Raw genomic sequence first — 20,420 nt, forward strand, 5'->3', positions numbered from 1 at the left:
CTCGCGCGATACGACGGAGAAGGGCGCCCGGTGATCACCGGGCGCCCTTCTCCGTCGTATCGCGCGAGACGGCTACAGCTAGAGCTTCTCGATCACGTAGTCGACGCACTTGGTGAGCGCCTCGACGTCGGCCGGGTCGATCGCCGGGAACATGGCGACGCGGAGCTGGTTGCGGCCGAGCTTGCGGTAGGGCTCGGTGTCGACGACGCCGTTGGCGCGCAGGACCTTGGCCACGGCGGCGGCGTCGATCTCGTCGGCGAAGTCGATCGTGCCGATGACCTGGGAGCGCTTGGCCGGGTCGGTGACGAACGGGGTCGCGTACTTGGACTCGTCCGCCCAGCCGTACAGGCGGGTCGAGGAGTCCTTCGTGCGGCCCGTGGACCAGGCGAGGCCGCCCTGGCCGTTGAACCACTCCAGCTGCTCGTTGAGGAGGAAGAGGGTGGCCAGCGCCGGGGTGTTGTACGTCTGGTTCTTGCGCGAGTTGTCGATCGCCGTCGGGAGCGAGAAGAACTCCGGGACGTGGCGGCCGGACGCGTGGATGCGCTCGGCGCGCTCGATCGCGGCCGGCGAGAAGATCGCGATCCACAGGCCGCCGTCGGAGGCGAAGGACTTCTGCGGGGCGAAGTAGTAGACGTCGGTCTCGGCGATGTCGACCGGGAGGCCGCCGGCGCCGGAGGTGGCGTCCACGAGGACGAGGGAGCCCGCGTCGGCGCCCTGGACCCGCTTGACGGGCGCGGCCACACCGGTGGACGTCTCGTTGTGCGTGAAGGCGTACACGTCGACGCCCGCCTCCGCCTGCGGCTCCGGGTGGGTGCCCGGGTCGGAGGAGATGACGGTCGGCTCGGCGAGCCACGGGGCGAGCTTGGCGGCCTTGGCGAACTTGGAGCTGAACTCGCCGAAGCTGAGGTGCTGCGACTTGTCGTCGATGAGGCCGTGGGTCGCGACGTCCCAGAAGGCGGTGGAGCCGCCGTTGCCGAGGACCACCTCGTAGCCCTCGGGGAGCTGGAACAGCTCGGAGATGCCCTCGCGAACCTTGCCGACCAGGTTCTTGACCGGGGCCTGACGGTGTGAGGTGCCCATGAGGGACGTACCGGTGGAGGCGAGTGCGTCCAGCGCCTCCGTCCGCACCTTGGAGGGTCCCGCGCCGAAACGTCCGTCCGCGGGCTTGATGTCAGAAGGAATCTGGATCTCAGCCACGAAGGGAGCCTAGCCGCTGGGGGAAACCTGGTCGAAACGTAGTCCGTCGGGTGAGACGCCTCGGTGTCGGCGGGCTGGTTTCCTGGAGGCATGACGGATCTTGAGGCCGCGCTGCGCAAGACCGTCCGGGGCGAGGTCGGTTTCGACGTCACCTCCCGGGCGTTGGTCACCATGGACGCGTCCAACTACCGGCGCGTCCCGCTCGGCGTGGTGGCCCCACGGGACGCCGACGACGTGGCGGCGGTGCTCGCCGTGTGCCGGGAACACGGCGTGCCGGTCGTGGCCCGCGGCGGCGGGACGTCGATCGCCGGTCAGGCGACGGGCACGGGCGTCGTACTGGACTTCACCCGGCACATGAACCGCCTGCTGTCCCTCGACGCGGAGGCGGGCACCGCGGTCGTGCAGCCGGGGCTTGTCCTGGACCGCCTCCAGGAGGCCGCCGCCCCGCACGGGCTGCGCTTCGGCCCGGACCCCTCCACCCACAGCCGCTGCACGCTCGGCGGGATGATCGGCAACAACTCCTGCGGCTCGCACTCGGTGGCCTGGGGCACGACCGCGGACAGCGTGCGGGAGCTGTCCGTGCTCACCGCGCGCGGTGAGCGGCTGCGCCCCGGACAGGGGTGGGCGGGCGCCCCGACGGGCCTGCGGGAGCTGGTGGACGGGGAACTGTCGATGCTGCGCACCGGCTTCCCCGAGCTGCCCCGCCGTATCTCCGGCTACGCCCTGGACGCGCTGCTGCCCGAGAACGGGGCCGATGTCGCCCGTTCCCTGTGCGGCTCGGAGGGCACGCTGGGCGTCCTGACGGAGGCCGTCGTAGGGCTGGTGCGGGCGCCACGCGCGCGTGCCCTGGCCGTGCTGGCGTACGCCGACGAAAGCGCGGCGGCGGAAGCGGCGGCCGGGCTGCTGCCACACCGGCCGCTCACCGTGGAGGGCATGGCGGCGGACCTCGTCCGCTCCACGGCCGACCTGCCCCGGGGCGGGGCCTGGCTGTTCGTGGAGACCGGCGGCGACACGCAGGCGCAGGCACGCGCGCGTGCGGAGGCGATCGTGCGCGCGGCGGACGTCGTCGACGCGCTCGTGGTGACGGACCCCGCCGGGCAGCGGACGCTGTGGCGCGTCCGCGAGGACGCGAGCGGTACGGCGACCCGGATGCCGGACGGCTCCGAGGCCTGGCCCGGCTGGGAGGACTGCGCGGTGCCCCCGGCCCGGCTGGGCGCCTACCTGCGGGACTTCCGGGGCCTGCTGGGAGCGCACGGGCTGCGCGGTACGCCGTACGGCCACTTCGGGGACGGCTGCATCCACGTCCGCATCGACTTCGACCTCCTGACGGAGCCGGGCATCGCCCGCTTCCGGCACTTCTCGCAGGAGCTGGCCGAGCTGGTCGTCGCCCACGGCGGTTCGCTGTCCGGGGAGCACGGGGACGGGCAGGCGAGGGCCGAGCTGCTGCCCCGTATGTACGGCGAGGAACTGGTGGGCCTCTTCGAGCGGGCGAAGGCGCTGTGGGACCCGGACGACCTGCTCAACCCGGGCATGCTGGTCCGCCCCGCCCCCCTCGACTCGAATCTCCGCTTCTCCGTGCTGCCGCGCGAACCGGTGGACGTGGCCTTCGGCTACCCGGCGGACGGCGGCGACTTCTCGGCGGCCGTGCGCCGGTGCGTCGGGGTCGCGAAATGCCGTACGACCTCGGCGTCCGGGACCGCTGTCATGTGCCCGTCCTTCCGGGCGACCGGCGAGGAGGAACACTCCACACGCGGGCGTGCCCGGCTGCTGCACGAGATGCTCGCGGGTGAGCTGGTCACCGACGGCTGGCGGTCCAAGGAGGTCCGGGACGCCCTCGACCTGTGCCTGTCCTGCAAGGGCTGCCGGTCCGACTGCCCGGTCGGGGTCGACATGGCCACGTACAAGGCGGAGTTCCTCCACCACCACTACGCCGGGCGGCGACGCCCGCTCGCGCACTACAGCATGGGGTGGCTGCCGGTGTGGCTGCGCTGGGTGTCCCGGATGCGGGCCGGTGCCGTGGTCAACGCGCTCGCCTCGGTACGGCCGCTCGCCCGGGTGGCGAAACGGCTGGGCGGCATCGCGGGCGAGCGGCAGATCCCTCGGGTGGCGGGGGAGACGTTCAGCAGGTGGTGGCGGCGTCGACGGCCGTCCGCCTCCGGCCGGGGCGCGCTGGTCGTGCTGTGGCCCGACACCTTCACCGAACACCTCTCGCCGTCCGTGGGCCGGGCGGCCGTCCGCGTGCTGGAGGCGGCGGGCCTGCGGGTGGCCCTGCCGCCGACGCTGCGGGGGCGCGGTCGGGTGGGAGACGGCAGGTCGGGCGTCCTGAACCCCGTGTCGCCGGCCCGGGGGCGTGCCCGGGTCTGCTGCGGGCTGACGTACGTCTCCACGGGCCAACTGGACCGGGCCCGTACGGTGCTGCGCCGCACCCTCGACCTCATGGCCCCGGTGCTGGAGACGGACACCCCGGTCCTCGTCCTGGAACCCAGCTGCGCCGCCGCCCTGCGCACCGACCTCCCGGAACTCCTCCACGACGACCCCCGGGCCGCCCTCCTGGCATCCCGGATCCTGACCTTCGCCGAGACCCTGGAGCGCCTCGCCCCCGACTGGACCCCACCCCGGCTGGACCGCCCGGCCACCGGCCAGACCCACTGCCACCAGCACGCGGTACTCGGCGACGCCCCCGACCGCCGGCTGCGCCGGGCCGCCGGCCTCACCGGCGAGCTGGCCGGCGGCTGCTGCGGACTCGCGGGCAACTTCGGCTTCGAGAAGGGCCACTACGAGGTGTCGGCCGCGTGCGCGGAGGAGCGGTTGCTGCCTGCGGCACGAGCGGCACAGGGCGAGGGGGCCGTGGTGCTGGCGGACGGATTCTCGTGCCGGACGCAGTTGGAGCAGTTGGCGGGGGTGCGGGGGCGGCACTTGGCGGAGGTGTTGGCGGAGGGGCTGGATCGGTTGGAAGGGGCGGACGGGGTGGAGGGATCGGAAGGGCTGGAGGAACGAGACGGGGAAGAGGAGCGAGACGGGGAGGAGGAGCGAGGTGGGGAAAGGGAATGACCGGGTCGCGGGCTCCCTGACATGATCACGGCGTGACCCGTGAGTCTGTACGGCCCCGCCCCAGGAAGTACGTCCTCTTCGACGTCGACGGCACGTTGATCGACGCCGTGGCCAACCAGCACCGGGTCTGGGCGTCGTGGGCCGGCCGGTACGGGCTGGACGCGGACGAGGTCTACAGGGTGGCGTTGCGGACCCGGCCGAAGGAGACCTTCGCGGCGGTGGCCCCGGACCGGGATCCGGGGGAGTGCCTGGCCGCGCTGCACCACCTGGAGGACGAGGACGTCCGCTCCGGCCTCTACACGGCCTTCGAGGGCGCGTCGCAGCTGCTGGACGCCTTGCCGGCGGGCGCGTGGGCGCTGGTGACCTCGAACTACGAGCACCGGGTGCGCGGCCGGTTCGCCCGGACGGGGCTGCCCGTGCCGCACGTCCTCGTGGACGCGGCCGCGGTCGAGGAGGGCAAGCCGTCGCCCGTGCCCTACCTGCTGGCCGCCCGGCACCTCGGTGCCCGCCCCGAGGACTGCCTGGTGATCGAGGACGCCCCGTCCGGCGTCGAGTCGGGGCTGCGGGCCGGCATGACGGTGTGGGCAGTCAACACTCCGGGCGGCGTGACCGGCGCGCACCGCCATTTCGGGAGTCTGCGGGAAGCGGTCCCGGACATCCTCGCGTTCGCCCGTGCGGAGGGGCCGGCCGCGGTGCGATGACCGAGGGGACTCGAGCCTCACGGACACGGGCCGCCGCAGTTCATAGGCTGGCGGGTCCTGCCACCGTCAAGGAGTCCCGGTATGCCCCTCAGCGTCCAGCCCATCTCCCGCGACGAACATCTCGCCTTCGTCGCGACCCGCCCCTCCGCCAGCCACATGCAGGTTCCCTCCTGGGGCGAGGTGAAGCCGGACTGGCGGGCGGAGAGCCTGGGATGGTTCGACGAGGAGGGGCGGCTGGTGGGAGCGGGACTCGCCCTGTTCCGGCCGGTGCCGAAGCTGAGGAGGTACCTCGCGTACCTGCCCGAGGGACCGCTGATCGACTGGTACGCGAGCGACCTCGACCGCTGGCTGGACCCGATGCTCACCCACCTCAAGCGGCAGGGCGCCTTCTCGGTCAGGATGGGCCCGCCCGTCGTCGTACGCCGATGGAGCGCCGACGCGGTGAAGGCGGCGATCGCCGATCCGGCGGCCCGACGGCTGGGGGACGCGGAGGCGACGTCGTACGAACCGCGTGCCGTCGACGTGGCGGGCCGGCTGCTGCGGGCCGGCTGGCAGCGCACCGGATCCGGGAGCGAGGGCGGCTTCGCGGCCGGGCAGCCCCGGTACGTCTTCCAGGTGCCGTTCGCCGGCCGGTCGTTGGAGGACATCCACGGCGGCCTCAACCAGCAGTGGCGACGCAACATCAAGAAGGCGGAGAAGGCCGGCGTGAAGGTCGTCCGCGGCGGCTACGAGGACCTGCCCGCCTTCTACGAGCTGTACGTCGAGACCGCCGAGCGCGACCGCTTCCTTCCGCGCCCGCTGTCCTACTTCCAGCGCATGTGGACCGCGCTCACCGCCGAGCACCCCGACCGCATGCGGCTCTACCTCGCCCACCACGACGGCGAGGTCCTCGCCGCGGCCACCATGCTCACCGTCGGTGACCACGTCTGGTACTCCTACGGCGCCTCCACCGGCCGCAAGCGCGAGGTCCAGCCCAACAACGCCATGCAGTGGCGCATGATGACCGACGCCCATGAACTCGGCGCCGCCGTCTACGACTTCCGGGGCATCACCGACACGCTGGAGGAGTCCAACCACCTCCTGGGGCTCCTGCGCTTCAAGGCCGGCGCGGGCGGTGAGGCCGTCGAGTACCTGGGGGAGTGGGACTTCCCGATCAACCGGCTGCTGCACAAGGCGCTGGGTCTGTACATGTCCCGTCGGTAGCCGAGGGCCCGGCCCGGCGGCACCCCGAGTGGGACAGTCGCGTAAAGGTGGGACAGTTGCATAAAGGGTTCACACACCTGGCGCAGTCCATTACTGTGGACTTCAGCGTGCAGTGAGATGTACGAAACCCCGAGCCGCCCCGGAAGGCACCGTGAGCACCCGCAGCGCAGCCACCACCCCGTCCAGCACCCCCACGCCGGTCGGTCCCGTACCCTCTCCGGACGGCGCCCCGCAGCGCTGGGGCTCCCTCGGGCCGGTGGGACTGTTGTTCGCCGGAGGCGTCTCGGTGCAGTTCGGTGGTGCCCTCGCCGTGACGCTGATGCCGAGGGCCGGCGCGCTCGGCGTGGTCACCCTGCGGCTGCTGGCGGCGGCAGTCGTGCTGCTGCTGGTCTGCCGGCCCCGGCTGCGCGGCCACTCGCGCGCCGACTGGGGCACGGTCGTCGCCTTCGGCCTCACCCTGGCCGCGATGAACGGCCTCTTCTACCAGGCCGTCGACCGCATCCCGCTGGGCGCCGCGGTCACCCTGGAGGTACTCGGCCCCCTCACCCTCTCGGTCCTGTCCTCCCGTCGCGCGCTCAACCTGGTCTGGGCCGGTCTCGCCCTCGCCGGCGTCTTCCTCCTCGGCGGCGGAGGCTTCAGCGACCTCGACCCCATAGGCGTCGCCTTCGCCCTGGGTGCGGGCGCCATGTGGGCGGCGTACATCGTCTTCAGCGCACGTACGGGCCGCCGCTTCCCGAAGGCGGACGGGCTCGCGCTGGCGATGGCGGTGGCCGCCCTGCTGTTCCTCCCCCTGGGCATCGCCGAGGCGGGCACGAGGCTGCTCGACCCGACCACGATCGCCCTCGGCTCGGCAGTCGCCCTGCTCTCCTCCGTCCTGCCCTACACCCTCGAGCTCCTCGCCCTCCGGCGCCTGCCCGCCTCCACCTTCGCCATCCTCATGAGCCTGGAACCGGCCATCGCCGCCGGCGCCGGCTTCCTTCTGCTCGACCAGGCCCTGAGCACCACGGAGGCGGCCGCGATCGCCCTGGTCATCGCGGCGAGCATGGGGGCCGTGCGGACCCAGATGGGGCGGGGGAAGGCGACGGTGCCGGAGGTCTGACGGGAGTCAGCCGCCGGGCTTCTCCCGGACGCGGACGTGCTGCCGGCTTGCGTCCGTGAACGGCTGCCGTGTTCACCCGTCCCACCGCTCACGCAGCCGCATCCCGGCCGGCCGGGCCGTCACCCGACAGCATTCCGACCGCGTCAATTCATGCAAGCATGCTTGCTTGTTTCCGGGGCCGCTGCCATGCTCGCCCCATGGCCGACCCGACGCCCCTGTTCGACGACCTGCGTGCCGAAAGCGACGAACTCGACCTCCTCGTCGCCGAGTTGAGTCCTGACCAGTGGGCCCTCGCCACCCCGGCCCCCCGCTGGACCATCGCCCATCAGATCGCGCACCTCGCCTGGACCGACCGGGCCGCCCTGCTGGCGGTCACCGACCGGGACGCGTTCCAGAAGCTGGTCGAGGAGGCCGTGGCCGCCCCCGACTCCTTCGTCGACGAGGGCGCGGAAGAGGGCGCCAAGCTCCCGCCCGCCGAACTCCTGCCGCGATGGCGGCAGGGGCGAGCCGCCCTCGACGACGCACTGCGCGCCGCCCCGCCCGGCGCCCGTTTCCCCTGGTACGGCCCACCCATGTCGGCCGCCTCCATGGCCACCGCGCGGCTCATGGAGACGTGGGCCCACGGACAGGACGTGGCAGACACCCTGGGTGTGGCGCGGCCACCCACCGACCGGCTCAGGCATGTGGCCCACATCGGTGTGCGGGCACGGGACTACGCCTTCAACGTGCGCGGACTGACCCCGCCACCACAGGAGTTCCGCATCGAACTCGTCGGTCCCGGCGGCGACGTGTGGGCGTACGGCCCTGAAACCGCACCCCAGCGCGTCACCGGGCCCGCCCTCGACTTCTGCCTCCTGGTCACCCGGCGCGCCCACCGCGCCGACCTCGCCCTCGAGGCCGACGGCCCCGACGCCGACCGGTGGCTCGACCTCGCCCAGGCCTTCGCGGGACCGCCGGGCGAAGGGCGCCCGGCGAAGGGTGACACACCGTGACCCTTCGAATCGGCAACGCCTCCGGCTTCTACGGCGACCGCTTCGACGCCATGCGCGAGATGCTCACCGGCGGCGAACTCGACGTCCTCACCGGCGACTACCTCGCCGAGCTGACCATGCTGATCCTGGGCCGCGACCGGCTGAAGGACCCCGGCGCCGGATACGCCCGCACGTTCCTGCGGCAGCTGGAGGAGTGCCTCGGGCTGGCCCACGAGCGAGGCGTGCGGATCGTCACCAACGCCGGTGGCCTGAACCCGGCCGCACTCGCCGACGCCGTGCGGAACCTGGCCGACCGGCTCGGTATCCCCGTACGCGTCGCGCACGTCGAGGGCGACGACCTCACCGCCGCCCACCCCGGCAGCCTCGCCGCCCACGCCTACCTCGGCGGCTTCGGGATCGCCGCCTGTCTGCGGGAGGGCGCGGACATCGTGGTCACGGGGAGAGTGACGGACGCGGCGCTCGTCACCGGGCCCGCCGCCGCCCACTTCGGCTGGACACCGACGGACCACGACCGGCTCGCGGGGGCCGCCGTCGCCGGGCACGTCCTGGAGTGCGGGGCGCAGGCCACCGGCGGCAACTACGCGTTCTTCGGCGAGGGCGGCGCCACCCGCCCGGGCTTCCCGCTCGCCGAACTCCACGAGGACGGCAGCAGTGTCATCACCAAGCACCCCGGCACCGGCGGCCTGGTCGACATCGGCACGGTGACGGCCCAGCTGCTGTACGAGACGGGCGGGGCCCGCTATCCGGGACCGGACGTCACCGCCCGCCTCGACACCGTACGGCTCACCCAGGAGGGCCCCGACCGGGTGCGGGTCGACGGCGTACGGGGCGAGGCGCCGCCTCCGACGCTCAAGGTCGGCGTCAACCGTCTCGGCGGCTTCCGCAACGAGGTCGTCTTCGTCCTCACCGGGCTGGAGATCGATTCCAAGGCGGCCCTGGTGCGCCGCCAGATGCGGGCCGCGTTCGCCACCTCCCGCCCCGCGCAGGTCAGCTGGGACCTCGTGCGCACCGACCGGCCCGACGCCGGCTCCGAGGAGACCGCGAGCGCGCTGCTGCGGCTCGTCGTGCGCGACCCCGTCCAGGAGAAGGTCGGACGAGTGCTGAGCGGCGCCGCCGTCGAGCTGGCGCTCGCCAGCTACCCCGGCTTCCACATGCTGGCACCCCCCGGGAAGGGCACGCCCTACGGAGTCTTCGAGGCGGCGTACGTCCCGCACGAGGACGCAGGCCATGTGGCCGTCCTCGACGACGGCCGCCGGATCCCCGTCACGCCGGCCCGCGACACCCTCGTACTCGACGGCGTTCCCGAGCCGCCGCTGCCCAGGCCGCTCCCCGAAGGGCCGGTGAAACGCGCCCCGCTCGGCCTGGTCGCCGGCGCCCGCAGCGGGGACAAGGGCGGGGACGCCAACGTCGGGGTCTGGGCCCGGACCGACGAGGCCTGGCGGTGGCTCGCCCACGAGCTGACCGTCGACCGGTTCCGGCAGCTGATCCCCGAGAGCCGTCAGCTGAACGTCACCCGGCACGTCCTGCCGAACCTGCGCGCCCTGAACTTCGTCGTCGAGGGGATCCTCGGCGAGGGCGTCGCCGCCCAGCACCGCTTCGACCCGCAGGCCAAGGCGCTGGGCGAATGGCTGCGCTCCCGTCACGTGGACATCCCGGAGGCCCTCCTGTGACCGTCATCGCCTCCGCCCTGGACACGGGCGGCCCCGAGTACCGGGCCAACCGCGAGGCCATGCTCGCCAAGCTCACCGACCTGGACGCCGAGCACGCGAAGGCCATCGCGGGCGGCGGCCCGAAGTACGTCGAGCGGCACCGCCGGCGCGGCAAGCTCCTCGCCCGTGAGCGCGTCGAACTGCTCCTGGACCCCGACACGCCCTTCCTGGAACTGTCGCCGCTGGCCGCCTGGGGCAGCGACTACACGGTCGGCGCGTCCCTCGTCACCGGCATCGGGGTGGTCGAGGGCGTGGAGTGTCTGATCACCGCCAACGACCCGACCGTGCGCGGGGGCGCGAGCAACCCCTGGTCCCTGAAGAAGGCCCTGCGCGCCAACGACATCGCGCTCGCCAACCGGCTGCCCTGCATCAGCCTGGTGGAGTCCGGCGGCGCCGACCTGCCCTCCCAGAAGGAGATCTTCATCCCCGGCGGCGCGATCTTCCGGGACCTCACCCGGCTCTCCGCCGCCGGGATCCCCACCATCGCGGTCGTCTTCGGGAACTCCACCGCCGGAGGCGCCTACATCCCCGGCATGTCCGACCACGTGATCATGGTCAAGGAGCGCGCGAAGGTGTTCCTCGGCGGGCCGCCGCTCGTGAAGATGGCCACCGGCGAGGAGAGCGACGACGAGTCACTCGGCGGCGCGGAGATGCACGCGCGTGTGTCGGGCCTCGCCGACTACTTCGCCGTCGACGAGCCGGACGCGCTGCGCCAGGCGCGGCGCGTGGTGGCCCGCCTCAACCACCGCAAGGCCTACGCCGACCCGGGCCCGGCCATCCCTCCCGAGTACGACGAGGACGAGCTCCTGGGGATCGTCCCCGGCGACCTGAGGACCCCCTTCGACCCCCGCGAGGTCGTCGCCCGCATCGTCGACGCCTCCGACTTCGACGAGTTCAAGCCGCTGTACGGGACGAGCCTGACGACCGGCTGGGCGACCCTGCACGGCTACCCGGTCGGCATCCTCGCCAACGCCCAGGGGGTCCTCTTCAGCGAGGAGTCCCAGAAGGCCGCCCAGTTCATCCAGCTCGCCAACCAGCGCGACATCCCGCTGCTCTTCCTCCACAACACCACCGGCTACATGGTCGGCAAGGAGTACGAGCAGGGCGGCATCATCAAGCACGGCGCGATGATGATCAACGCGGTCAGCAACTCGAAGGTCCCGCACCTGTCGGTCCTCCTGGGCGCGTCCTACGGCGCCGGCCACTACGGCATGTGCGGCCGCGCCTACGACCCCCGCTTCCTCTTCGCCTGGCCCAGCGCCAAGTCCGCCGTCATGGGCCCCCAGCAGCTCGCCGGCGTCCTCTCCATCGTCGCCCGGCAGTCCGCGGCCGCCAAGGGACAGCCGTACGACGACGACGCGGACGCCGCCCTGCGCGCCATGGTGGAGCAGCAGATCGAGTCCGAGTCGCTCCCCATGTTCCTGTCCGGGCGCCTGTACGACGACGGCGTCATCGACCCGCGCGACACCCGCGCCGTCCTCGGCCTGTGCCTGTCCGCCCTCCACACGGCCCCCTACGAGGGCGCGCGGGGCGGCTTCGGCGTCTTCCGGATGTGAGACCCATGATTTCGACACTGCTGGTCGCCAACCGCGGCGAGATCGCCTGCCGCGTCTTCCGCACCTGCCGCGAGCTGGGCATCCGGACGGTCGCCGTGCACTCGGACGCCGACGAGAGGGCCCTCCACGCGCGCGTGGCCGACACGGCCGTGCGACTGCCGGGCGCGGCGCCCGCCGACACCTACCTGCGCGGCGACCTGATCGTGAAGGCCGCCGTCGCCGCCGGCGCGGACGCCGTCCACCCCGGCTACGGCTTCCTCTCCGAGAACGCCGACTTCGCGCGCGCCGTCCTGGGCGCCGGCCTCGTCTGGATCGGCCCGCCCCCGGAGGCGATCGAGGCGATGGCGTCCAAGACCCGCGCCAAGAAGCTGATGGGCCTCGAACCCCTGCGCGAGGTCACCGAGACCGACCTGCCCGTCCTGGTGAAGGCGGCGGCGGGCGGCGGGGGTCGCGGCATGCGGATCGTGCGGCGTCCGGAGGACCTGGACTCCGCGCTGGAGGCCGCGCGCGCCGAGGCCGCGAGCGCCTTCGGCGACGGCGAGGTGTTCGTCGAGCCGTACGTGGAGAACGGACGCCACGTCGAGGTCCAGGTGCTCGCCGACACCCACGGCACGGTGTGGGCCCTCGGCACCCGCGACTGCTCCCTCCAGCGCCGCCACCAGAAGGTGATCGAGGAGGCGCCCGCACCCGCCCTGCCCGACGGGCTCGCCGAGGAACTGCACGCCCTGGCCGTACGCGCCGCCCGCGCCGTCGACTACGTGGGCGCCGGCACGGTCGAGTTCCTGGTCGCCGACGGCACACCCCACTTCCTGGAGATGAACACCCGCCTCCAGGTCGAACACCCCGTCACCGAAGCCGTCTTCGGCATCGACCTGGTCGCCCACCAGATCCGCGTCGCAGAAGGCCATCCCCTCGAAAACGACCCCCCACGCGCGCGTGGCCACGCCGTGGAGGCCCGCCTCTACGCCGAGGACCCGGCGAACGACTGGTCCCCCCAGACCGGCACCCTGCACCGCCTGGCCGTCCCCGAAGGCGTCCGCCTGGACACCGGCTACGAGGACGGCGACTCCATCGGCGTCCACTACGACCCCATGCTCGCCAAAATCGTCGCCCACGCCCTCACCCGCGCGGAGGCCCTGCGCAAACTGGCCGGCGCCCTGGAGCGAGCCACGCTCCACGGCCCCGTCACCAACCGGAACCTGCTCGTACGGTCACTACGGCACCCGGAGTTCACCACCGCCCGCATGGACACGGGCTTCTACGACCGCCACCTGCCCGAACTCACCGCCCCCGCTCCCGAACCCCACGCCCCCCTGGCCGCCGCCCTCGCCGACGCCCACGGCCGCTCCCGCTTCGGCGGCTGGCGCAACGTCCCCTCCCAGCCGCAGGCCAAGCGCTACGCGACGGCGGGGGAGGAGCACGAGGTCCACTACCGGCACACCCGGGCGGGCCTGGAGGCGGACGGGGTGCGGGTCGTCCACGCCGACGCCCGTCTCGTCGTCCTCGAAGTGGACGGCGTACAGCGCAGGTTCGAGGTGGCGCGGTACGACGACGAGGTGCACGTCAACACCACCCGGCTCACCGCCCTGCCCCGCTTCCCCGACCCGGTGGCCCAACTGGCACCCGGCTCCCTGGTCGCCCCCATGCCGGGCACGGTGGCCAGGATCGCCGAGGGGGCCGTCGTAGGAGCCGCCGTCCAGGCCGGAGAGCCCCTTCTGTGGCTGGAGGCGATGAAGATGGAACACAAGATCACCGCACCCGTCACAGGAACGCTGAGCGCCCTCCACGCCGTAGTCGGTCAACAGGTGGAGCCGGGCCTTTTGCTGGCGGTGGTGAAAGCACCCTAGGGGCGCGGGGCTGCATCACATATGCGGCTCCGCCGCGTGAGCGCGACCAGCCACAGACGACCCGCACCCTCCGAACGGCAGAGCCCCCCCTCCCCCGAGGAGCCCCATGACCACCCTCATCGAATCCGAGGAACACCAGGCCCTACGAGCAGCCGTAGCCGCCCTCGGCCGGCGCCACGGCCGCAACCACGACCGAGAAGCCCTCTGGTCCGAGGCGGGCAAACTCGGCTACCTCGGCGTCAACCTGCCGGAGGCACACGGCGGCGGTGGCGGCGGAATCGCCGAACTCTCCATCGTCCTCGAAGAACTCGGCGCCGCAGGCTGCCCCCTGCTCATGATGGTCGTCTCACCGGCCATCTGCGGCACAGTCCTCACCCGCTTCGGCACGGACGCCCAAAAGCAACACTGGCTCCCCGGCCTGGCAGACGGCACCCGCACCATGGCCTTCGGCATCACCGAACCCGACGCCGGCTCCAACAGCCACCGCATCACCACCACCGCCCGCCGCGACCCCGACACCGGGGACTGGCTCCTCACCGGCCGTAAGGTCTTCATCTCCGGCGTCGACATCGCCGACGCCACCCTCGTCGTCGGCCGCACCGAGGACTCCCGCACCGGCAGCCTCAAACCCTGCCTCTTCATCGTCCCCCGCGACACACCCGGCTTCACCCGCCACCGCATCGACATGGAACTCACCGCCGCGGAGAAGCAGTTCGAACTCACACTCGACGACGTACGGCTCCCCGCCGACGCACTCGTGGGCGACGAGGACGCCGGCCTCCTCCAGCTCTTCGCCGGCCTCAACCCCGAACGCATCATGACCGCCGCCTTCGCGATCGGCATGGGCCGCTACGCCCTCGCCCAAGCGATCACGTACGCCCGCGAGCGCACCGTCTGGAACACCCCCATCGGCGCCCACCAGGCCATCGCGCACCCCCTCGCCCAGGCACACATCGACCTCGAACTCGCCCGCCTGATGATGCAGAAGGCGGCCCACCTCTACGACGCCGGGGACGACGTCGGCGCGGGCGAGGCCGCCAACATGGCCAAGTACGCGGCCGGGGAGGCCTGCGTGAAGGCGGTCGACCAAGCGGTGCACACACTCGGCGGAAACGGCCTCACACGCGAGTTCGGGCTCGGCTCGTTGATAACGGCCGCGCGCGTGGCTCGTATTGCTCCGGTGAGCCGGGAGATGATTCTCAACTACGTCTCCCACCAGACCCTGGGCCTGCCCAAGTCGTACTGACCGGCACGTGCCGCGCGAGGAGGAACCGTGTTCCGCAGCGAGTACGCAGACGTCCCGCCCGTAGAACTCCCCATCCACGAGGCGGTGCTCGGCCGGGCCGCCGAGTTCGGCGACGCGCCCGCCCTGATCGACGGCACCGACGGCACCACACTCACCTACGAGCAGCTGGAGCGCTTCCACCGCCGGGTCGCCGCCGCCCTCGCCGAGGCGGGCGTCGCCAAGGGCGACGTCCTCGCCCTGCACAGCCCCAACACGATCGCCTTCCCCACCGCGTTCTACGCCGCCACGCGCGCGGGTGCCTCGGTCACCACCGTGCACCCCCTCGCCACACCGGAGGAGTTCGCCAAGCAGCTCACCGACTCCGGCGCCCGCTGGATCATCACCGTCTCACCGCTCCTGCAGACCGCCCGCAGGGCAGCCGAACTCGCCGGTGGCGTCCGGGAGATCTTCGTCTGCGACAGCGCCCCCGGACACCGCTCACTCATCGACATGCTGGTGTCCGCGGCCCCCGAGCCCCGGATCGACCTCGACCCCGGGCAGGACGTGGCCGCCCTCCCGTACTCGTCGGGCACCACCGGCGTCCCCAAAGGCGTGATGCTCACACACCGCCAGATCGCCACCAACCTCGCCCAGCTCGAACCCGCCATGGGAACCGGCCCCGGCGACCGCATCCTCGCCGTACTGCCCTTCTTCCACATCTACGGTCTGACAGCCCTCATGAACGCCCCCCTGCGCATGGGCGCCACCGTCGTCGTCCTGCCCCGCTTCGACCTGGAGACCTTCCTCGCGGCCATCCAGAACCACCGCATCACCGGCCTCTACGTCGCCCCGCCGATCGTCCTCGCCCTCGCCAAGCACCCCGCGGTCGCGCAGTACGACCTGTCGTCCCTGAAGTACATCGTCAGCGCCGCGGCCCCCCTGGACGCCAAACTCGCCGCCGCCTGCTCCCAGCGGCTCGGCCTGCCCCCCGTCGGCCAGGCCTACGGCATGACCGAACTGTCCCCGGGCACCCACGTCGTCCCCCTGGACGCCATGAGCGAGGCCCCCGCCGGGACCGTCGGCAAACTCATCGCCGGCACCGAGATGCGGATCGTCTCCCTCGACGACCCCGACAAGGACCTCGACATCGACGAGTCCGGCGAGATACTCATCCGCGGTCCCCAGGTCATGAAGGGCTACCTGGGCCGCCCCGACGCCACCGCCGCGATGATCGACCCCGACGGCTGGCTGCACACCGGAGACGTCGGCCACGTCGACGCCGACGGCTGGCTGTTCGTCGTGGACCGCGTCAAGGAACTCATCAAGTACAAGGGCTTCCAGGTCGCCCCCGCCGAACTCGAAGCCCTGCTCCTCACCCACCCCGGCATCGCCGATGCGGCCGTCATCGGCGTCTACGACGACGACGGCAACGAGAACCCGCACGCCTACGTGGTCCGCCAGCCGACCGCCACCGGCCTGTCCGAAGGAGAGGTCATGATGTACGTCGCCGAACGCGTCGCCCCCTACAAGCGCGTCCGCCACGTCACCTTCATCGAAGGCGTCCCCCGCGCCGCCTCCGGAAAGATCCTGCGCCGACACCTCAGGGAGCGGACGTGACCGCCCTGATCCACCCCACACACGAACGCGGCATCACCACCCTCACCCTGGACTCGCCGCACAACCGCAACGCCCTGTCCGCCGCCCTCGTGCACGAACTCACCGACGCCCTGAAACGGTCCGGCAAGGACGACGACGTACGCGCCGTCGTCCTCACCCACACCGGCACCACCTTCAGCGCGGGCGCCGACCTGCGCGAACCACCCCAGCCCAAGGCCCTCGTCGCCCTGCTCCGGCAGATCGTCAAGCTGCGCAAGCCCGTCGTGGCCCGGGTCACCGGCCACGTACGGGCCGGCGGCCTCGGCCTGCTCGGCGCCTGCGACATCGCGGCCGCCTCCGACACCGCCACCTTCGCCTTCACCGAGGTCCGCATCGGAGTGGCCCCCGCGCTGATCTCCCTCCCCCTGCTGCCCCGCGTCGACCCCCGCGCCCTCGCCCGCTACTACCTCACCGGCGAGACCTTCGACGCGGCCGAGGCCGCCCGCATCGGACTCCTCACGGCGGCAGGCGACCACACCGACGTCGACGAGGTCCTCGCCCCCGTCCTCGACGGACTGCGACGAGCCTCCCCACGCGCCCTGGCCGAGACGAAACGCCTGCTCACGGCTAAGGTGCTGGAGGCCTTCGACCTGGACGCGGGCGAACTGGCCAGACTCTCGGCCCGCCTGTTCGCCTCCGCCGACGCCCGCGAGGGCATGACAGCCTTCCTCGAACGACGGGATCCCGCATGGGTGCTGTGAACGCGGTCGACCGCGCCCCCGGCGACCGCGTCCCCAAACAGGACCGCAGCCGCGCCACCCGGCAACGCCTCCTGGAAGCCGCCGTGGCCTGCCTCGCCGAACACGGCTGGGCGGGCTCCACGGTCACCGTCGTCGCCGAACGCGCCGGCGTCTCCCGCGGCGCCGCCCAGCACCACTTCCCGACCCGCGAGGACCTCTTCACCGCCGCGGTCGAATACGTCGCCGAAGAACGCTCCACCGCCCTGCGCGCCCTCTTTCCCCAGGGCGCGGCCACGGACGACCGCAGGACCGTCGTCTCCGCCCTCGTCGACCTCTACACCGGCCCCCTCTTCCGCGCCGCCCTCCACCTGTGGGTCGCCGCCTCCAACGAGGCCCAGCTGCGACCGCGGGTGACGGAACTCGAGGCCCGCGTCGGCCGCGAAACCCACCGCATCGCCGTGGACCTGCTCGGCGCCGACGAGTCCCGGCCGGGCGTACGGGAGACGGTGCAGGGCCTGCTCGACATGGCCCGGGGGCTGGGACTGGCCAACCTGCTCACGGACGACGCCGCCCGCCGCGACCGGGTCGTCACCCAGTGGGCGAGCCTGCTGGACGAGGCACTGGGCTGACGGAGGCCCGCGGCAACGCTCCGGAACCCACCCGACCGGACGGACATCCCGCCCGAGGGCCGCGCCTCACGGGTTGGGTGGCCCTGCGGTTAAAGGACTGGGCAGCCCGCGCCTCACGGACGCAGCCTCCGCCTCATCGGCTGGGAGACCCCCGCGGCCTCACGGGCCGGCAGCCCGCGCCTCACGATTCAGCCTCCGCCTCACGGGTTGGGTGGCTTCACGGACCGGGCAGCCCGCGCGTCACGGCTGGGCGGCCCGGCCGGGCCCGCCCCACGTGATCCCCTGATCGCGTGGGGCGGCCTCCCTACGGCCTCACGGGCCGGCAGCCCGCGCCTCACGATTCAGCCTCCGCCTCACGGGTTGGGTGGCCCCGCGGCTTCACGGACTGGGTATCGTCCCCGTCCTCACGGCTGGGCAGCCCCGCCTCACGGATTCAGCCTCCGCCTTACGGGCTCAGCCTCCGCCTCACGGGCTCAGGCCCCGCCTCACGGATTCGGCCCGCGCCTCACGGATTCAGCCGTTCCACGCGCCAGCTCCCGTCCGCCTCCGCCACGTACCGCAGCCGGTCGTGCAGCCGGTTCTCGCGGCCCTGCCAGAACTCCACCGCCTGCGGGGCCACCCGGAAGCCACCCCAGTTCGGCGGCACCGGCACCTGCTCGCCCTCCGGGTAGCGGGCCGCCAGCTCCGCGTACGCCGCGTCCAGGCCGGCCCGGTCCGCGACCACCGAGGACTGCGCGCTCGCCCACGCACCGAGCTGGGAGCCGTGCGGGCGGCTGCGGAAGTACGCGGCGGTCTCGTCCCGTCCGGTGCGCCGCGCGACGCCCGTGACGATGACCTGGCGGGCCATCGGATGCCATGGGAACAACAGCGAGACGAAAGGGTTCTCCGCCAGCTCGCGGGCCTTTCGGGAGTCGTAGTTGGTGTAGAAGACGAAGCCCTGCTCGTCGAAGTGCTTCAGCAGCACCGTGCGCGCGCTGGGCCGGCCCTCGGCGTCCGCCGTGGCGACGACCATGGCGTTCGGCTCGAAGAGCCGCCCCTCGATCGCGGCCTCCTTGAACCAGTGCGCGAACTGCTCGACGGGCGTCGCGGCGAGGTCGGCCTCGGCAAGCCCCTCGGCGCGGTACTGCTTACGCATGGAGGCGGGATCGAGGGCGGCGTCTCGGTCGGTCACGCCGTCATCCTGCCGTATGAGCGGGCGACGTTCGCCATGGTGGTCTTCATCACTGCGTGGCACTGAGTGCCGCAATCCCTCCCCAAGGGTGGCACCCGGGGATATCGTGCTGATGCCGTTCCGGTCGGATGACCGCCGACCGCACGGGGCATCACAGAGGTACCGCCCAGGACCGCGAGTTCTCGGAGACGAACCGCGGAGCCGTCGGACGGACGCATACCCGCCGCCTGCCACGCGGCAGCCGCACCCGCACCCGCACCCCACAACACCCGCACCATCACACCAGCCGCAGCACAACAGAACACCCCACCATCCGTCGTACACATCACGAGGAGCCGCCTGATGTCCGACTTCGTACCCGGACTCGAAGGAGTCGTCGCGTTCGAGACGGAGATCGCCGAACCCGACAAGGAGGGCGGCGCACTCCGGTACCGGGGCGTCGACATCGAGGACCTGGTCGGCCACGTCTCGTTCGGCAACGTCTGGGGACTGCTCGTCGACGGCGCCTTCAACCCCGGCCTGCCGCCCGCCGAGCCGTTCCCGATCCCCGTGCACTCCGGGGACATTCGCGTCGACGTCCAGTCCGCACTCGCCATGCTCGCCCCCGTCTGGGGCCTGAAACCGCTGCTGGACATCGACGCCGCCCAGGCCCGGGCGGACCTCGCCCGAGCCGCCGTGATGGCCCTCTCCTACGTCGCCCAGTCCGCCCGCGGCCAGGGCCTGCCCATGGTCCCGCAGCGGGAGATCGACAAGGCGCAGTCCGTCGTCGAACGCTTCATGATCCGCTGGCGCGGCGAGCCCGACCCCAAGCACGTGGCGGCCGTGGACGCCTACTGGACCTCCGCCGCCGAACACGGCATGAACGCATCCACCTTCACCGCCCGCGTCATCGCCTCGACCGGCGCGGACGTCGCGGCCGCCCTCTCCGGCGCCGTAGGAGCCATGTCCGGCCCGCTGCACGGCGGCGCCCCCTCCCGCGTCCTCGGCATGATCGAGGAGATCGAACGCACCGGCGACGCCGACGCCTACGTCAAGCAGGCCCTCGACAAGGGCGAACGCCTGATGGGCTTCGGCCACCGCGTCTACCGTGCCGAAGACCCCCGCGCCCGCGTCCTGCGCCGCACCGCCCGCGAACTGGGCGCCCCCCGCTTCGAGATCGCCGAAGCCCTGGAGAAGGCGGCCCTGGCCGAACTCCACGCCCGCCGCCCCGACCGGGTCCTCGCCACGAACGTCGAGTTCTGGGCCGCCATCGTCCTCGACTTCGCCGAGGTCCCGGCCCACATGTTCACCTCGATGTTCACCTGCGCCCGCACGGCCGGCTGGTCGGCCCACATCCTGGAACAGAAGCGCACCGGCCGCCTGGTCCGCCCGTCCGCCCGCTACATCGGCCCCGGCTCCCGCGACCCGCGCGAGATCGAGGGCTACGGCGACATCGTGAACTGAGCCCTGCCGCCGGGCATCACGCGGGACCGAACAACTCCGCGTGGTGCCACTCGGCCGGTCCCGTGAACGCAGACGACCCGCGAGCTCGTGGTCCCTCCGCCTGACGGCGAAGAAGCCGGCCGGACGTACCGGCGAGCTCGCGGGTCGGGTGACTGCATGTGGATTGGGCCGGCTGCGTGTACGTCGCACACGCTGGTCCGGCACCGCACTCAGTGTGGTGACGGGCCGCTAGCCCGCAGCCACCTCGCGCGTCCGGGTTTC

General features: G+C 72.5%; 15 protein-coding genes. 13 read left to right on the forward strand and 2 right to left on the reverse strand.

Going from position 1 to position 20,420, the window contains the following annotated elements; translation table 11 throughout:
- Positions 1-78: 78 nt before the first annotated feature.
- Positions 79-1,197 carry a phosphoserine transaminase gene (gene serC, locus ACWBNA_RS21920; RefSeq protein WP_482706138.1) on the reverse strand — a complete coding sequence of 373 codons (1,119 nt, stop codon included), beginning with the start codon at positions 1,195-1,197 and terminating at the stop codon, positions 79-81.
- A gap of 90 nt (positions 1,198-1,287) precedes the next feature.
- Between serC and ACWBNA_RS21925 the strand changes: the two genes are divergently transcribed.
- The 12 genes from ACWBNA_RS21925 (at position 1,288) to ACWBNA_RS21980 (ending at position 17,545) form a co-directional block, all read left to right on the forward strand.
- Entirely contained in the window at positions 1,288-4,248 is a 2,961-nt protein-coding gene (locus ACWBNA_RS21925; protein WP_482706139.1) for an FAD-binding and (Fe-S)-binding domain-containing protein, read from the forward strand.
- A 32-nt stretch (positions 4,249-4,280) separates the two neighbouring features.
- Positions 4,281-4,949, forward strand: a complete 669-nt coding sequence (locus ACWBNA_RS21930; protein WP_482706140.1) for an HAD family hydrolase — start codon at positions 4,281-4,283, stop codon at positions 4,947-4,949.
- 81 nt (positions 4,950-5,030) lie between these two features.
- On the forward strand, positions 5,031-6,152 hold the full coding sequence (locus ACWBNA_RS21935; RefSeq protein ID WP_482706141.1) for a lipid II:glycine glycyltransferase FemX: 1,122 nt from the start codon (positions 5,031-5,033) through the stop codon (positions 6,150-6,152).
- Between the two features lie 151 nt (positions 6,153-6,303).
- Positions 6,304-7,251, forward strand: a complete 948-nt coding sequence (locus tag ACWBNA_RS21940) for an EamA family transporter (RefSeq protein ID WP_482706142.1) — start codon at positions 6,304-6,306, stop codon at positions 7,249-7,251.
- A gap of 197 nt (positions 7,252-7,448) precedes the next feature.
- Complete coding sequence (locus ACWBNA_RS21945; protein ID WP_482706143.1) at positions 7,449-8,243, forward strand: TIGR03084 family metal-binding protein; 795 nt, start codon at positions 7,449-7,451, stop codon at positions 8,241-8,243.
- The gene (locus ACWBNA_RS21950; RefSeq protein ID WP_482706144.1) at positions 8,240-9,913 is read left to right on the forward strand and encodes an acyclic terpene utilization AtuA family protein; all 1,674 of its coding nucleotides are present in this window, start codon (positions 8,240-8,242) and stop codon (positions 9,911-9,913) included. Before ACWBNA_RS21945 ends, ACWBNA_RS21950 begins: the two co-directional genes overlap by 4 nt.
- Positions 9,910-11,508, forward strand: coding sequence for an acyl-CoA carboxylase subunit beta (locus ACWBNA_RS21955; protein WP_482706145.1), 1,599 nt, complete (start codon positions 9,910-9,912; stop codon positions 11,506-11,508). The genes ACWBNA_RS21950 and ACWBNA_RS21955 overlap by 4 nt, the downstream gene beginning before the upstream one ends.
- A gap of 5 nt (positions 11,509-11,513) precedes the next feature.
- Positions 11,514-13,355 (forward strand): acetyl/propionyl/methylcrotonyl-CoA carboxylase subunit alpha, encoded by a 1,842-nt coding sequence (locus ACWBNA_RS21960; protein WP_482706146.1) that lies wholly within the window; start codon positions 11,514-11,516, stop codon positions 13,353-13,355.
- 106 nt (positions 13,356-13,461) lie between these two features.
- Positions 13,462-14,601 carry an acyl-CoA dehydrogenase family protein gene (locus tag ACWBNA_RS21965; protein WP_482706147.1) on the forward strand — a complete coding sequence of 380 codons (1,140 nt, stop codon included), beginning with the start codon at positions 13,462-13,464 and terminating at the stop codon, positions 14,599-14,601.
- Positions 14,602-14,628: 27 nt separating this feature from the next.
- A complete protein-coding gene (locus ACWBNA_RS21970) occupies positions 14,629-16,197 on the forward strand; it encodes a 4-coumarate--CoA ligase family protein (protein WP_482706148.1) in 1,569 nt (522 codons plus the stop codon).
- Positions 16,194-16,937, forward strand: coding sequence for an enoyl-CoA hydratase family protein (locus ACWBNA_RS21975; RefSeq protein ID WP_482706149.1), 744 nt, complete (start codon positions 16,194-16,196; stop codon positions 16,935-16,937). The genes ACWBNA_RS21970 and ACWBNA_RS21975 overlap by 4 nt, the downstream gene beginning before the upstream one ends.
- On the forward strand, positions 16,925-17,545 hold the full coding sequence (locus ACWBNA_RS21980) for a TetR/AcrR family transcriptional regulator (RefSeq protein WP_482706150.1): 621 nt from the start codon (positions 16,925-16,927) through the stop codon (positions 17,543-17,545). The genes ACWBNA_RS21975 and ACWBNA_RS21980 overlap by 13 nt, the downstream gene beginning before the upstream one ends.
- Before the next feature lie 505 nt (positions 17,546-18,050).
- Here ACWBNA_RS21980 and pdxH read toward each other — a convergent pair.
- Positions 18,051-18,680 (reverse strand): pyridoxamine 5'-phosphate oxidase, encoded by a 630-nt coding sequence (gene pdxH / locus ACWBNA_RS21985; protein WP_482706224.1) that lies wholly within the window; start codon positions 18,678-18,680, stop codon positions 18,051-18,053.
- Positions 18,681-19,058: 378 nt separating this feature from the next.
- On the opposite strand from pdxH, the gene ACWBNA_RS21990 reads away from it, so the two are divergent.
- Complete coding sequence (locus ACWBNA_RS21990) at positions 19,059-20,159, forward strand: citrate synthase 2 (RefSeq protein WP_482706151.1); 1,101 nt, start codon at positions 19,059-19,061, stop codon at positions 20,157-20,159.
- Positions 20,160-20,420: the final 261 nt, after the last annotated feature.

This window comes from Streptomyces sp. Q2, from assembly GCF_056820935.1.